Here is a 13,168-nt window from a genome sequence, read left to right on the forward strand (position 1 = left end):
CCGCCGAACTCAAGGACGTCGTCGACCGACCCCTCACCCGGCCACATCCCGCCCCCGCAACCCCGCCAGCCCCGCCGCCGTGAGCGCCGCCGCCAGGGCGAGGAGGGTGAGGACCGGGGGCCACTCCATCGTCCCGCCGGGGAGCTTGGGCAGGTGGCCGTAGGGGGAGAGGTCCAGGACCGCCCGCGGTAGGTCCAGGGCGGGGCCCACCCAGCCGATCAGCAGGACCGCGCCGGCGATGCCCCAGGCCGCCGTCGCCGCCCGTGGCAGCACCCCGTACAGCAGGACCGCCAGGGCGCCGACCAGCCAGATCGCGGGGAGCTGGACGAGGCAGCCGGCCAGGAGGGGGCCGACGCGGCGGCCGTGGCCGGCGGCCAGGCCCAGGCCCGCGAGCAGCATGATCAGGGCCGAGCCGGCGAAGGCGATCAGCAGATGCCCGGCGGCCCAGCGCACCCGGCCCACCGCGTTCGCCAGCACGGGTTCCGCACGCAGCGAGGTCTCCTCGCCGTGCAGGCGCAGGACCGAGCCGACCACGAACAGGGCGGCGACCAGCCCGAGCATCCCGGACATCGAGGCCAGGAACGCGTCCGTCAGGCCCGACCGGCCGCCCATGCGCTCGAAGATCGCGCGGGCGCCGGCGTTGTCGCCGACCAGGTCGGTCACCCCGTCGGCCAGCCCGCCGTAGACGACCCCGGCCAGGAAGAACCCGGTGCCCCAGCCGAGGACGGAGCCCCGCTGGAGCCGCCAGGCAAGCGCCCCCGGTGTGCCGAGCCGGCCGGTCGCGGGGCCGGGCCGGGCGGGCCAGAAGCTCATGCCGACGTCCCGGCGCCCGGCGAGGGCGTACGCCACAGCCGCCTGGGCGCAGGTGGCCAACGTGCACAGCCACAGCACCCACCAGCGTTCCCCGGCGAACGCGCGCAGGTTCTCCAGCCAGCCCAGCGGAGACGCCCAGGTCAGGGCGGAGGAGCCGTCGTCGGACGCCGCGTCGCCCGCGGCGCGCAGCACGAAGGCGGCGCCCAGCAGCCCGGCCGTCAGCCCTCGTGCGAGCCGCGCGCTCTGCGTGAACTGGGCGACGATCGCCGTCAGGGTCGCGAAGACCATGCCGGTCCCGGCGAGGCCCAGCCCGAGGGCGAGCGCGCCCGCGACGCCGAGGCCCGCCAGTCCGGCCGTGACGAGCAGGGCCAGGGCGGCGTTCGCGACGGCTGCCGCCAGCAGCGCGGCGGTCAGGGACGCCCGGCGCCCCACCATCCCGGCGGCCACCAGTTCCTGACGCCCGCTCTCCTCCTCGTCCCGGGTGTGCCGGACGACGACGAGCAGGCTCATGACGGCGGCGAGCGCTCCCGCGTACACGCCGACCCGCCAGGCCGTCAGGGCGCCGGTCGAGTCGCCGAAGACCGGGCCGATCAGCGCCCGGAAGGACGGGTTCGCGGCGGTGCCGCGCAGGAGGTCCGCCCGCTCGGCGGGGGTGCCGTACAGGCTCTCCAGGGTGCCCGGCATGGAGAGGACCATCAGCGCGGTCACCGCCACCCACACCGGGATCAGCACCCGGTCGCGGCGCAGGGCCAGTCGCAGCAGCACACCGGTGCCGGCGAGGGGACGCGAGCCGGCCGACGCGAGCGCCACGGCGGTCATCGGGCGGCCCCCTCGCGCACGGCGTCGGCCTGGTAGTGCCGCAGGAACAGCTCTTCCAGGGTGGGCGGCGCCGACGTCAGCGACCGTACGCCGGACGCGCCGAGCGAGCGCAGGACGGCGTCGAGCCCGCCGGGGTCGACCTGTAGGCGGACCTGGTGGCCCCGCACCTCCAGGCCGTGGACGCCGGGGAGGTCCGCCAGCCCGTCGGGCGGGCCGGACAGTTCGGCCGTCACGCTGGTCCGGGTCAGATGGCGCAGGTCGGCCAGTGACCCGCTCTCGACCGTACGGCCGTTGCGGATGATGCTGACCCGGTCGCACAGCTGCTCGACCTCGCCGAGGATGTGGGAGGACAGCAGGACCGTGCGTCCGCGGTCGCGCTCCTCCTCGACGCAGCGCCGGAACACCTCCTCCATCAGCGGGTCGAGGCCGGAGGTCGGCTCGTCGAGGATGAGCAGGTCGACGTCGGAGGCGAAGGCGGCGACCAGGGCGACCTTCTGCCGGTTGCCCTTGGAGTAGGTGCGGCCCTTCTTCGTCGGGTCCAGCTCGAACCGTTCGACCAGTTCCGCGCGGCGGCGCGGGTCGAGGCCGCCGCGCAGCCTGCCGTACAGGTCGATGACCTCGCCGCCGGAGAGGTTGCGCCACAGGGTCACGTCGCCGGGGACGTAGGCGATACGGCGGTGCGCCTCGACCGCGTCCTTCCAGGGGTCCCGGCCCAGCACCTGGGCGGCGCCGGAGTCGGCGCGCAGCAGGCCGAGCAGGACGCGGATGGTCGTGGACTTCCCCGAGCCGTTCGGGCCGAGGAAGCCGTGGACCTCGCCGGTCTCGACGTCCAGGTCGAGCCCGTCGAGGGCGTGGGTGCGTCCGAACGACTTGCGCAGTCCGGACACGGTGATGGCCTTCGTCATGCTTCAGAAGCTACGCTTCCTTCAGAAATTTGTGAAGATAAGGAAGGAAGTGAACCGTGGATACACTCGGTGAAGGGGCGTGAGCAGGCCGGACGCAGGGAGTGATCGACAGGTGACGGAGCCGACCGAGGCGGAACGCGACCCCCAGGCGGTGTCGGACTTCGTGGAGGCCTTCGCCGCGCAGCTGGTCGAGGCCGGCATGCAGCGGATGGCCGCCCGGGTGTTCGCCGCGCTGCTCGCGTCCGACGCGGGCGCCCTGACCTCCGCGGAACTCGGCGAACGGCTCCAGGTCAGCCCGGCCGCGATCTCCGGCGCCGTGCGCTACCTCTCCCAGGTGCACATGGTCTCCCGTGAGCGCGAGCCCGGCTCACGGCGCGAGCGCTACCGGGTGCACTCCGACCAGTGGTACGAGGCGCTGACCAATCGCGACGCCGTCCTGCGGCGCTGGGAGCGCACCCTGCGCGACGGCGTCGACAGCCTCGGCGCGGACACCCCCGGCGGCCGGCGGCTCGCCGAGACGGTCGCCTTCTTCGAGTACCTGGAAGGGGAGCTCGCCGCCCTCATGGAGCGGTGGCGCGAGCACCGGGTGAAGACCTTCGGCCACTGAGCGGGGGTCGGTGCGCGGCTCAGCGCCCCGGCAGGACCAGCCGCAGCGCGCCCGCGCCCACCGTCCAGGTGCGGCTGCGCACCGGGCCCGACACCGACGCGTCCGCCCGGTAGCGGAAGTGCGCGCCCGACACGGTGACCGTACGGCCCTCGGCCCGCAGCGGCACCGCGGCCGCGCCCACCGACACCCGGTGCACCTCCACCGCGGCGACCCCCGAGGCGCCCGGCGTCACCGACACCGCGTGCACCGGCTCGTCCAGGTCCACCAGCGTGTCCCCGTCGACCTCGATCCGCAGGCGGGACGGCCCGCCGAAGGCCGCCGCCGGGGTGCCGCGCGCCGGCACCAGCGTCCGTACGAGGGACTGGCAGGTGCGCAGCCACGGCCGCGCGGGGCCCGGGCCCACCGCGGTGGGCCACGCCGGGTCCGCCGGATCGCGCACCGGCGGTATCCGCAGCCCGCCCAGGACCACGCCGTCGCTGTCGTCGACCAGCAGGTCCAGCCGCCGCTCCGCGCCGTCCAGCGCCGCGCGGGCCGCCGCCACCGCACCCAGCGGCACTCCGAGGGACGCGGCCAGCGACAGCGCGGCGCCCACCGGCACCACCGACAGCACGCATTCGGCCAGCTGCCGCTGCCGGTGCAGCAGGGACACCGCGCGCAGCAGCGCGCCGTCGTCACCGATCACGACCGGGCGGCGCGCACCGCGCCGCACCAGCGCCCGGGCGAACTCGTCGCCGTCCTCCGGCAGGCACACCTTGGTGGTCGCACCCGCGCTGAGCACGTCTTTCGCGATCCGCACGGACTCTCCGTCCGTCCTGCGAGCAACCGGATCGATCACCACCAGCAGCTGATCGGACCTCGCGAAAGTCGCCACCTCGGCCATGCCTCGCTTCCTCGGGTAGCATCTTTGTGCAAGAGCCCCTTGCGCTATTGCGCCAGGGGCTTCGTCTATTCCGGGGCATCCGGTCCGACGGTTTGCGGCCAACGAAGGTCGCCGGTGTATCACCCGCACACGTGCGGCGTACACCCCTGACCTTGGACATGCCCCGCCCGGAAGGGGTGTACGCGCGTGCCCGCACTTGTGCTGCTCGGTGCTCAGTGGGGTGACGAAGGCAAGGGAAAGGCGACGGACCTGCTAGGCGGATCCGTCGACTATGTGGTGCGCTACCAGGGCGGCAACAACGCCGGCCACACGGTAGTCGTGGGTGACCAGAAGTACGCCCTCCACCTGCTCCCTTCCGGAATCCTGTCCCCGGGGTGCACCCCGGTCATCGGCAACGGAGTCGTCGTCGACCCGTCGGTCCTGCTCTCCGAGCTGAGCGGTCTGAACGAGCGTGGCGTCGACACGTCCAAGCTCCTGATCAGCGGCAACGCCCACATCATCACGCCGTACAACGTCACCGTCGACAAGGTGACGGAACGCTTCCTCGGCAAGCGGAAGATCGGCACCACCGGGCGCGGCATCGGCCCGACCTACGCCGACAAGATCAACCGCGTCGGCATCCGCGTCCAGGACCTGTACGACGAGTCGATCCTGACCCAGAAGGTCGAGGCGGCGCTCGACGTCAAGAACCAGATCCTCACCAAGCTCTACAACCGGCGCGCGATCGCCGTCGACCAGGTCGTCGAGGAGCTGCTGGGCTACGCGGAGAAGCTGCGGCCGTTCGTCGCCGACACCGTCCTGGTGCTCAACCAGGCGCTGGAGGACGACAAGGTCGTCCTGTTCGAGGGCGGCCAGGGCACCCTGCTGGACATCGACCACGGCACGTACCCCTTCGTGACGTCCAGCAACCCGACCGCGGGCGGCGCCTGCACGGGCGCGGGCGTGGGCCCGACGAAGATCAGCCGGGTCATCGGCATCCTCAAGGCGTACACGACCCGGGTCGGCGCCGGCCCGTTCCCGACCGAGCTGTTCGACGAGGACGGCGAGGCGCTGCGCCGGATCGGCGGCGAGCGGGGCGTCACCACCGGGCGTGACCGGCGCTGCGGCTGGTTCGACGCGGTGATCGCCCGGTACGCGACCCGGGTCAACGGCCTGACCGACTTCTTCCTGACCAAGCTCGACGTCCTCACCGGCTGGGAGCAGATCCCGGTCTGCGTGGCCTACGAGATCGACGGCAAGCGGGTCGAGGAACTGCCGTACTCGCAGTCCGACTTCCACCACGCCAAGCCGGTCTACGAGATGCTGCCCGGCTGGTCCGAGGACATCTCGAAGGCGAAGACGTTCTCCGACCTGCCGAAGAACGCCCAGGCGTACGTCAAGGCGCTGGAGGAGATGTCCGGCGCCCCGATCTCCGCGATCGGCGTGGGCCCGGGCCGGGACGAGACGATCGAGGTCAACTCGTTCCTGTAGGACCACACATGTGAGCGCCCGGCCGGCAACCCCGGCCGGGCGCTCGCGCGTTCACACCTCACTCGGTGCGCAGGGCCCCGGCCGCGTCCGTCCCGGCCGCCCGGCCCGCCGGGAGCAGTGCGCCCGCCACCGCGATCGCCGGACCGCCCAGCAGGAGCAGGGCCAGGACCGGCGGGGCGTACACGGCGAGGTAGGCGCCGGGCAGGTCCATCCCCACCGCGTCGCCCATCAGCGGCGTCACCCCGTGATGCAGGGCGATGCCGAGCGGGATCCCGGCCGTCGAGGCGACCACGCCGATGCCGGCGACCGACGTGAGCACCATGCCGACGACTTGACGAGGCGTCATGCCCAGCGATTTGTGGACGCCGAGTTCGTGGACGCGGTCGCGGGTGTCGAGGACGACCGTGCTGAACACCCCCAAACCCGCGACCGTCACCAGCAGCAGGGTGAGTGTGCCGATCAGCGCGTCCATGGCCGCGATCACGTCGGAGGAGCCGTCCCCGCCCGGGTGCGCGTACGCGCCCAGGTCGTCCAGGGCCTTGTTCAGGGAGGCCAGGTAGGCGTCCTCCGAGACTCCCGGGTACGGCTGGACGTAGAAGCTCGTCGGCCCGGCGTCCACCCCCAGGGCGGTCAGGGTGCCGGCCGGAGTCAGCACGGTCATGCCGTCGTTCTCGGTGAAGAACGCCTCCCCGACGACGCGGACGGTGGTGCGGCGGCCGGCCTCCGTCAGGGTCAGGCGGTCACCGAGCCCGATCCCGGCGGCGTCGAGGAACCGCCGCGTGACCACCGCCTGGCCGGGCCCGGTCGGCCAGGTACCCGCGACCAGGTCCGGAGCGGCCCAGGACGCGTCGCCCTCGTACCCGGTCACGAGGGTGCGGCCGGCGACACCGGCCGCGCCCACCTCCGCCCGCGCGGTGCCGTAGAAGCGGCGGGTCCCCTCCTGGGCGCGCAGGACGGCGGCGACCTCGGCCGGATCGGCGGCCGGCCTATCCGGCTGACCGGGGGCCCGGACGACCTGGGCGCCGGGCGGCCCCTGCCCACCCCCGGTGCCGACGACGACCGGAGCGGTGGAGTCGAGCATCCGGTGCGACTGCACGGCGCCGAGAGTCAGCGCCATCCCGGCCGCGAAGGTGACCGTGACGGCGGCGACGGCCACCGCGGCGGCCGTCGTGAGCGAGCGGGCCGGGCGGGCGAACGGGTGCGCCAGACCGAGCCCGACCGGGCGCGGCAACGGCAACCGCCCGGTGATCCGCCGGGCCGTCCGCCCCCGTACGCCTGCCGCCGCCCGCCCCACGGAGATCGCCTCCACCGTGCGCAGCCGGCCGGCGCGCAGCGCGGGCAGGAGAGCGGAGACCGCCACCAGCGCGAGGGTGGCGGCGGACGCCGCCACGTCGACCCACCAGGGCACCGACGCGGGCGCGCCGCCGTACACGTCGTCGATGTCGCCGAGCACCGGCCACGCCAGCACGTTGCCGAGCGCCACCCCCAGCGCGCAGCCGAGCGTGGCCGGGACCAGCGCCTGGGCGACGTACGCCCGGACCACCTGGGCCGGGGTGAAGCCGAGGGACTTGAGGACGCCGATACGCCGGGTGGCGGCGCCCACGGCGCCGCTGACGACGATGCCGACGATCAGTACCGACAGGGCCAGGCCCAGCACACCGAACGCGGCCACGAAGGGCACGAACGCCAGCGCGTTGGCGAGCTGTTCCTGCCGGACGACGAGGTGGGACCGCGTTCCGGTCAGGGCACCCGGCGGCACGGCGCCGGCGATCGCGGCGCGCGCGGCGGACATCCGCGCCTCCGTGCCGGCGTGCCGGAAGCGGTACAGCATCTCGTACGTGACGGCGCCGGACCCCGGGGAGAGAGCCGCGGCCTGGGCGGGGGTCACCCAGGCGTCCGCGGTGCCGGTGACCGACCGGGCGAGGCCGACCACGGTCAGCGCCGGGCCGCCCGCCGCGCCGGGGAGGGCCAGCCTGTCTCCCGGCCGCAGCGGCCACTCGTCCCCGGCCAGCACGATCTCGCCCGGCCCGGTGGCCCAGCGGCCCGCGGTCAGCCGCAGCCGGTCGACCGGGCCCCCGGGGTCCGCACGTCCGGTCACCTGCAGCGCGGGCAGGGTGACACCGGCCGGCAGCGCGGCGGACTCCGAAAGCGTGCGCGGACGCAGCCGCAGGGTGCGAAACGGTCCGGCCGCGGCCGTCACACCGGGCACCCGTGCCGTCGCCGCGAGCTCCTGCCCGGTGACCTCGTCGCCGTCGAACTGGGCGGCCAGATGGGCGCCGCGCCCCTCGGCCATCGCGTGCTCGAACGGGGCGCGGGACGCGGTGAGCACCCCGGCGGCCACGACGGACGCCGCGACCGCGACGAGCGTGGTCAGCACCAGCACCACGGTCTGCGTCCGGCGCCGTCCGACGCCCGCGCGGACCACCCCGCCCAGGGCGCTCACCGGGCCACCGCCGGACGGACGTCCCGGGAGTCCCGGACGATCCGGCCGTCGACCAGCTCGATCGTCCGGGTCGCGCAGGACGCGGCGAGTCCCAGGTCATGGGTGACCAGCACGATCGTCTGCCCGTCCGCGTTGAGCGCGGCCAGCAGCTCCCGTACGTCGTCGCCGGACGCGGTGTCCAGCGCGCCGGTCGGCTCGTCGGCCAGCAGCAGCGGCGGACGGTTCATCAGGGCGCGGGCCACCGCGACGCGTTGCCGCTCACCACCGGACAGCCGGGCGGGGTGGGCGCCCGCGTGCCGCTCGACTCCGAGGCGGGCCAGCAGCTCCGCGGCGCGCTGCCGGGCCTCGGCGCGGGGCACGCCGGCGAGCTGGGCGGGCAGCAGGACGTTGTCGGCGACCGTCAGGTCCTCCAGCAGGTTGAAGAACTGGAAGACCATGCCGATCCGGGCCCTGCGGTACCGCGCCGACGCGGACTCGCCGAGCCGGTCCACCCGCAGCCCGTCGACGGTGACGCTCCCGCCGCTCGGCCGGTCCAGGCCCGCGATCAGGTTGAGCAGCGTCGACTTGCCGCTGCCCGACGGCCCGAGGACGGCCAGCGCCTCCCCGGCCCGCACGCCCAGGCTCACTCCGGCCAGCGCCGGCGGCCCCTCCCCGTACGTCCTGCTCACGTCACGGATGTCGATCAGAGGCGGCGCGGTCGTGGTCATGGGCTCTCCCCGGCTGGTGCGATCGGTCCGGCGTGACGCTAGGCGCGGGGGCGTGCCGGGCGCGTCGCCCGCGACGGCGAGAGCGGCTGCCGTACCGGGGTGACCCGGCGGGGACGTCATCCCTGAGATGTACGAGGAGGATGTACGGCCCGTCGCCGCCGTCCTCGGCGGGAGGGATGTGGGCGCGCCGTGCCCTTGCCAGACTGGCCCCATGAGCGGGGTGGCCGGGATGTTCGGACGGGCGGGTGCGGGGCGATGGAGGGCCGCCGGCACGGCCCTGCCGCGGCCGTCGCGGTGGATGTGGACGGCCGACGCGGTCCTCGCCCTCGTGCTCGCCGTGTGCACGGTCGGCGCCGCGCTGGAACAGGACGCCGCCGTGCGGATGCCGAGACTCGGCATGGGGGAGACGGCCGTCCTGCCGCCCTCCGTGCCGCCGGGCGTCCTCGCCGTCCCCTCGCCCGACCCCGGGGAGCTGGTCCTCGCCGCGCTGACCGCGCTTCCCCTGATCGCGCGCCGCCGTTGTCCGCTGGCCGCGTTCTGGGCCGTGCTCGGGGCGACCCTGGTGTTCGGCCAGCGGTCCGGCGCGACGGACGCGACCGTGTACACGTTCCTGTCGTGCGTGGTCGCCGCGTACAGCGCCGCCGTGCACAGTCCGCGCCGCGTTCCGGCACTGGCGGGCGTCGTGCTCGGCGCGGCGCTGATGGCGGTGTTCCACGAGGAGTACTTCCCGTACTTCACCCAGAGCTTCGTGCCGTTCCTGGTGCTGCTCGGGGTGGGACTCGGGGCGAACGCGATCCACACCTGGCAGCAGCGCGTCCGGGACCTCCAGGAACACCAGGAGACCGCCACCCGCCTCGCGGTCGAACGCGAACGTGCCCGGATCGCCCGTGAGTTGCACGACGTCGTCACCCACAATGTGAGCGTGATGGTGATCCAGGCCGGAGCGGCCCGCAAGGTGATGGACGCCGCGCCGCACCGCGCCCGCGAGGCGCTGCTGGCCGTCGAGGCGGGCGGACGCACCGCGATGGCCGAACTGCGCCACGTGATGGGCCTGCTGACGATGGACGGGGACGCGGGCGCCGACCCGGCCACCGACACGGGCCTCGCCCCGCAGCCGGGGCTCGCCCAGCTCGACGTGCTCGTGGACCGCGTCCGCGCGACCGGCGTCCCCGTCGAGCTGACCGTCACCGGTGCCCCGGAGCCGTTGGCCGCCGGCCCCGGCCTCGCCGTGTACCGGGTGGTGCAGGAGGCGCTGACGAACGTCGTCAAGCACGCCCCCGGGGCGCGGGTGACGGTGTCCGTCGCCCACACACCCGAGGCCGTCCATGTGGAGGTGTCCGACACCGGGGGCACCGCCGCGGCTCCAACCGGTCCCGGGGGCGGCCGGGGCCTGCTCGGTCTGCGGGAGCGGCTCGCCGTCTACGGCGGCACGCTGGAGGCGGGCCCGCGCCCCGCGGGAGGTTTCCGGGTGCGCGCGGTGCTGCCGGTGCGGACGCGGGAGGACCAGCCCGCCGAGGGGGCGTCGTGACCGGCGCCCCGCGTGTGGTGATCGCCGACGACCAGGCCCTGGTCCGCACCGGATTCGCGATGATCCTCACCGCCGACGGAATCGACGTGGTGGCCGAGGCGGCGGACGGCGAGGAGGCGGTGGCGGCGGTCGAGCGCACCCGCCCCCACCTCGTCCTCATGGACATCCGGATGCCGGGCCTCGACGGCCTGGAGGCCACCCGCCGCATCCTCTCCGGCGCGATCCCCGACCCGCCCCGCGTCCTGATCCTCACCACGTACGACCTCGACCGGTACGTCTATGCCGCCCTCACCACGGGCGCCTGCGGCTTCCTCCTCAAGGACGTCACCCCCGAACACCTCGTCGCCGCCGTCCGGCTGGCCTGCACCGGCGACGCGCTGCTCGCCCCGGCCATCACCCGCCGCCTCGTCGAACGCTTCGTCACCCAGGATGCGGCGACCGCCGCGCTCCATCGCGACCTCGCGGTCCTCACCCCGCGCGAACGGCAGGTCCTGCAGTGTCTGGGCACGGGCCTCAGCAACGCCGAACTCGCCGCCCGGTTCGCCCTGAGCGAGGCCACGGTGAAGACCCACGTCGCCCGCATCCTGTCCAAGCTCCGGCTGCGGGACCGTGCGCAGGCGGTGGTGGTGGCCTACGAGACGGGGCTGGTCACGCCGGGCGGGGGCACGAGGGGAGCGGTCGGCGGTTGTCACTCGCAGGAGTGAAGAACATCAACTCCCGCCTGGGAAAAGGCGGTTTCGACTTGCGAACGTAGCTCTGCGTGGCCTTAGAGTCACGCCAACAGGAACGCCCCCGCGGTGCGCCAACACCCGGGGGCTCGACACCAGGAGCTAGCCCTCCCAATGCGTGGTCATCGTACGACGCCTGCGCGCGTCATTTCAGGTCTCTCCGCCGCCCTGCCGCACGACCGCGGCGTCTTCTGGTGTGCGATGGGCGTACTGACGTACCTGCCCGGCCTCCCGGCCGGCGCCCGTGTCCTCCTCCGGGTGCTCGCCGAGGTGTGGGCCGAAGGGCGGGCGCGGATCGCCGCCACTCTGCGTGAGCTGGACGAACTTCGGTGCCGGCGGCATGGGGTGGCCGAAGCGGAGGGCGCGGGGCAACTCCGCCTGGCGCAAACGGTGTTCGAGGCTGCGTGCGACGTCGCGCCACGAACGGGTGAATCCGAAAAAGTTCCGCGCCGGCGTGCGTCGCTGGGGAATTCCACGGCCGCCGCGGCGCGTCTGCTGCTCGCCTTCGGGGACTACGACCGGTCCTTCAGCCTCTCCGGCGCCGAGGCGGTGCGGCTCGCGCCGCTGGTGGAGGAGTGGTGGCGGCGGGGGGCGACCGACGCCGAGGTGCGCAGGGCCGTGACGTGGGGGGCGCCCGAGTGGATGCCGTCGGCTTACGGCCATGTCGAGGCGCGGTTGCGGGGCGGTTCCCGCGTGCGCGTACGCCGACCGGCCTGACCTGCGGCCGGCGGTTCTTCGAGAGAAACGGAGTGTGTTCGATGACTGTCGAACTGGAGCGACCCGAGGTGGTATACCACAGGTATACTGTCGTGATGGCTGACACCACCGTCAAGGTCGATCCCGCCGTCCGCGACCGCCTCATGGTCCTTGCCCGCGAGCGCGGGATGACCATGCGTGACCTGATCGCCGAGCTGGCGGGGGCCACACCGACCAGGGAAGAGCTGCGCAAGCGCTACGAGGCGGCCAAGGCGTACTGCGAGACGCACTTCGGTGTGACCCTCACGGACGAGGACCACGACCGCGTGGAGAAGGTCTGGCAGGACCTTGAGGCCGGCCGGCCCGTGGACAGCCTGTGAGCGCCACGAGGGCCGGGTCGACCGGCGTCGTGTTCGACGAGTCGGCCCTGCTGGCGCTCGGCTCGGGCAACTCACTGGCCTCCCAGTTCGTCGCGAACACCGAGCACGGGCCCACCCGGCACGTCTACGTGCCCGCGCTGTGCCTGGCCGCTGCCGACGGTATGCGCAAAGGACTCGCCGAGCACGTCGGAGCGCTGCCCGCAGTGGAGATCGTCGAGCTGGACTTCGCGGGGGCGTCCACCGTGGGCGCCCTGCTGCGTGACGGGATGGAGTGGCGGCTCGGTCACGCGGTCCATTTGTCCCGGCCGACGCCGGACTGGCCGGACGGTCGCCGGGTGCTGACCACCGACCCCGACCTGTACGCGGAGATGCCCCTGGTGCGGACGATCAGGTTGCCGCGGCACCGATGACCGGAAAGGGAGGGCTCCGACGCGTGCCCTCCCGTTCCCGGCCCTGAGGGCGTCCGTCAGCTGAAGACGATCATCGAACCCTGTGCCAGGCTCCGGGTCGCCGCCGCGTGCAGGCCCAGCCACACGTGCCGTTCGCGGGCGAAGGGGCTCGGGTCGTAGGGCGCCGGGACCGCCGGTTCCTCCAGGGCCGTCGGCGCGAGCGGGGGCTGGGGGGCCGCGGGCGGGTTGGCCGGGTCGATGCCGATGACCTGGGCCACCGCCTCCAGTTCACGCAGCAGCGCCTGCGAGGAGCCCAGCGGGCCGCCGCCCGCGAGGAGGTCGTCGTCGGCGAGCGGGTGCGGGAAGTCGACGGGGACGTAGGCGCCCGCGTGGTCGTAGTGCCAGACCAGATGGGACTGCTGGGCCGTCGACTCGAACATCTCCAGCAACTGCTCGTAGTCACCGCCGAGTTCGTCGACCGGCGTCACCGGCAGTCCGCACACCTGGAGGAGATGGGCCCGGCGCAGGAAGTGCAGCGCGTCGTAGTCGAACCCGGCGACCGGGGCGACGTCGCCGGACAGGCCCGGCATGTACTGGTACACCGGCACCGGCGGAAGTCCGGCCTCGGCGAGCACCTTGTTGTATTGCGCGAGTTCCTCGGCGAACGGGTTGTCGGGGGTGTGGCACAACACGTCGACGAGCGGTACCAGCCACAGGTCACAGGCCAAAAGGGGCTCCTCACACGACGGTCGCACGATGTGGCAAAAGGCGTAGCACGGTGGTCAGGGAAGGATAATCAGTAC

At 73.9% G+C, this 13,168-nt stretch carries 13 protein-coding genes; 7 read left to right on the forward strand and 6 right to left on the reverse strand.

Features of this window, described 5'->3' with window-relative positions:
* Positions 1-33: 33 nt before the first annotated feature.
* Together ADL34_RS15945 and ADL34_RS15950 are read right to left on the reverse strand one after the other, a co-directional pair.
* Positions 34-1,632: an ABC transporter permease gene (locus ADL34_RS15945; RefSeq protein ID WP_062673644.1), complete on the reverse strand. Its 1,599-nt coding sequence runs from the start codon at positions 1,630-1,632 to the stop codon at positions 34-36.
* Positions 1,629-2,537: an ABC transporter ATP-binding protein gene (locus ADL34_RS15950; RefSeq protein ID WP_062673646.1), complete on the reverse strand. Its 909-nt coding sequence runs from the start codon at positions 2,535-2,537 to the stop codon at positions 1,629-1,631. The genes ADL34_RS15945 and ADL34_RS15950 overlap by 4 nt, the downstream gene beginning before the upstream one ends.
* Before the next feature lie 112 nt (positions 2,538-2,649).
* Here ADL34_RS15950 and ADL34_RS15955 point away from each other — a divergent pair, with 112 nt between their 5' ends.
* Complete coding sequence (locus ADL34_RS15955) at positions 2,650-3,144, forward strand: GbsR/MarR family transcriptional regulator (protein WP_062673648.1); 495 nt, start codon at positions 2,650-2,652, stop codon at positions 3,142-3,144.
* 19 nt (positions 3,145-3,163) lie between these two features.
* Here ADL34_RS15955 and ADL34_RS15960 read toward each other — a convergent pair whose 3' ends face one another.
* Positions 3,164-4,024, reverse strand: coding sequence for a diacylglycerol kinase family protein (locus tag ADL34_RS15960; RefSeq protein WP_062673650.1), 861 nt, complete (start codon positions 4,022-4,024; stop codon positions 3,164-3,166).
* A gap of 186 nt (positions 4,025-4,210) precedes the next feature.
* On the opposite strand from ADL34_RS15960, the gene ADL34_RS15965 reads away from it, so the two are divergent.
* The gene (locus tag ADL34_RS15965; protein WP_062673652.1) at positions 4,211-5,494 is read left to right on the forward strand and encodes an adenylosuccinate synthase; all 1,284 of its coding nucleotides are present in this window, start codon (positions 4,211-4,213) and stop codon (positions 5,492-5,494) included.
* Between the two features lie 58 nt (positions 5,495-5,552).
* Here the strand turns inward: ADL34_RS15965 and ADL34_RS15970 are convergent, their stop codons facing one another.
* Both ADL34_RS15970 and ADL34_RS15975 read right to left on the reverse strand, forming a co-directional pair.
* Entirely contained in the window at positions 5,553-7,937 is a 2,385-nt protein-coding gene (locus tag ADL34_RS15970; protein WP_062673654.1) for an ABC transporter permease, read from the reverse strand.
* Complete coding sequence (locus tag ADL34_RS15975; protein WP_062673656.1) at positions 7,934-8,644, reverse strand: ABC transporter ATP-binding protein; 711 nt, start codon at positions 8,642-8,644, stop codon at positions 7,934-7,936. Before ADL34_RS15975 ends, ADL34_RS15970 begins: the two co-directional genes overlap by 4 nt.
* Before the next feature lie 211 nt (positions 8,645-8,855).
* On the opposite strand from ADL34_RS15975, the gene ADL34_RS15980 reads away from it, so the two are divergent.
* The 5 genes from ADL34_RS15980 (at position 8,856) to ADL34_RS16000 (ending at position 12,386) form a co-directional block, all read left to right on the forward strand.
* Positions 8,856-10,172, forward strand: coding sequence for a sensor histidine kinase (locus ADL34_RS15980; RefSeq protein ID WP_324610593.1), 1,317 nt, complete (start codon positions 8,856-8,858; stop codon positions 10,170-10,172).
* The gene (locus tag ADL34_RS15985; RefSeq protein WP_062673658.1) at positions 10,169-10,876 is read left to right on the forward strand and encodes a response regulator; all 708 of its coding nucleotides are present in this window, start codon (positions 10,169-10,171) and stop codon (positions 10,874-10,876) included. The genes ADL34_RS15980 and ADL34_RS15985 overlap by 4 nt, the downstream gene beginning before the upstream one ends.
* A gap of 225 nt (positions 10,877-11,101) precedes the next feature.
* Positions 11,102-11,617: a hypothetical protein gene (locus ADL34_RS15990; RefSeq protein WP_062673660.1), complete on the forward strand. Its 516-nt coding sequence runs from the start codon at positions 11,102-11,104 to the stop codon at positions 11,615-11,617.
* Between the two features lie 95 nt (positions 11,618-11,712).
* The gene (locus ADL34_RS15995) at positions 11,713-11,976 is read left to right on the forward strand and encodes a hypothetical protein (protein ID WP_234375030.1); all 264 of its coding nucleotides are present in this window, start codon (positions 11,713-11,715) and stop codon (positions 11,974-11,976) included.
* Positions 11,973-12,386, forward strand: coding sequence for a hypothetical protein (locus tag ADL34_RS16000; RefSeq protein WP_062673664.1), 414 nt, complete (start codon positions 11,973-11,975; stop codon positions 12,384-12,386). Before ADL34_RS15995 ends, ADL34_RS16000 begins: the two co-directional genes overlap by 4 nt.
* A gap of 56 nt (positions 12,387-12,442) precedes the next feature.
* Here the strand turns inward: ADL34_RS16000 and ADL34_RS16005 are convergent, their stop codons facing one another.
* Positions 12,443-13,093 carry a hypothetical protein gene (locus tag ADL34_RS16005; RefSeq protein ID WP_062673666.1) on the reverse strand — a complete coding sequence of 217 codons (651 nt, stop codon included), beginning with the start codon at positions 13,091-13,093 and terminating at the stop codon, positions 12,443-12,445.
* Positions 13,094-13,168 lie beyond the last annotated feature (75 nt).

Origin of the sequence: Streptomyces sp. NRRL WC-3605 (assembly GCF_001509795.1) — a bacterium.
GTDB lineage: Bacteria > Actinomycetota > Actinomycetes > Streptomycetales > Streptomycetaceae > Streptomyces > Streptomyces viridochromogenes.

Coding starts and splice junctions, on each gene's coding strand:
- ADL34_RS15945 (WP_062673644.1), bottom strand. CDS start 1,632: ATGACCGCCGTGGCGCTCGCGTCGGCCGGCTCGCGTCCCCTCGCCGGC.
- ADL34_RS15990 (WP_062673660.1), top strand. CDS start 11,102: ATGGGCGTACTGACGTACCTGCCCGGCCTCCCGGCCGGCGCCCGTGTC.
- ADL34_RS15980 (WP_324610593.1), top strand. CDS start 8,856: ATGAGCGGGGTGGCCGGGATGTTCGGACGGGCGGGTGCGGGGCGATGG.
- ADL34_RS15975 (WP_062673656.1), bottom strand. CDS start 8,644: ATGACCACGACCGCGCCGCCTCTGATCGACATCCGTGACGTGAGCAGG.
- ADL34_RS15995 (WP_234375030.1), top strand. CDS start 11,713: ATGGCTGACACCACCGTCAAGGTCGATCCCGCCGTCCGCGACCGCCTC.
- ADL34_RS15950 (WP_062673646.1), bottom strand. CDS start 2,537: ATGACGAAGGCCATCACCGTGTCCGGACTGCGCAAGTCGTTCGGACGC.
- ADL34_RS15960 (WP_062673650.1), bottom strand. CDS start 4,024: ATGGCCGAGGTGGCGACTTTCGCGAGGTCCGATCAGCTGCTGGTGGTG.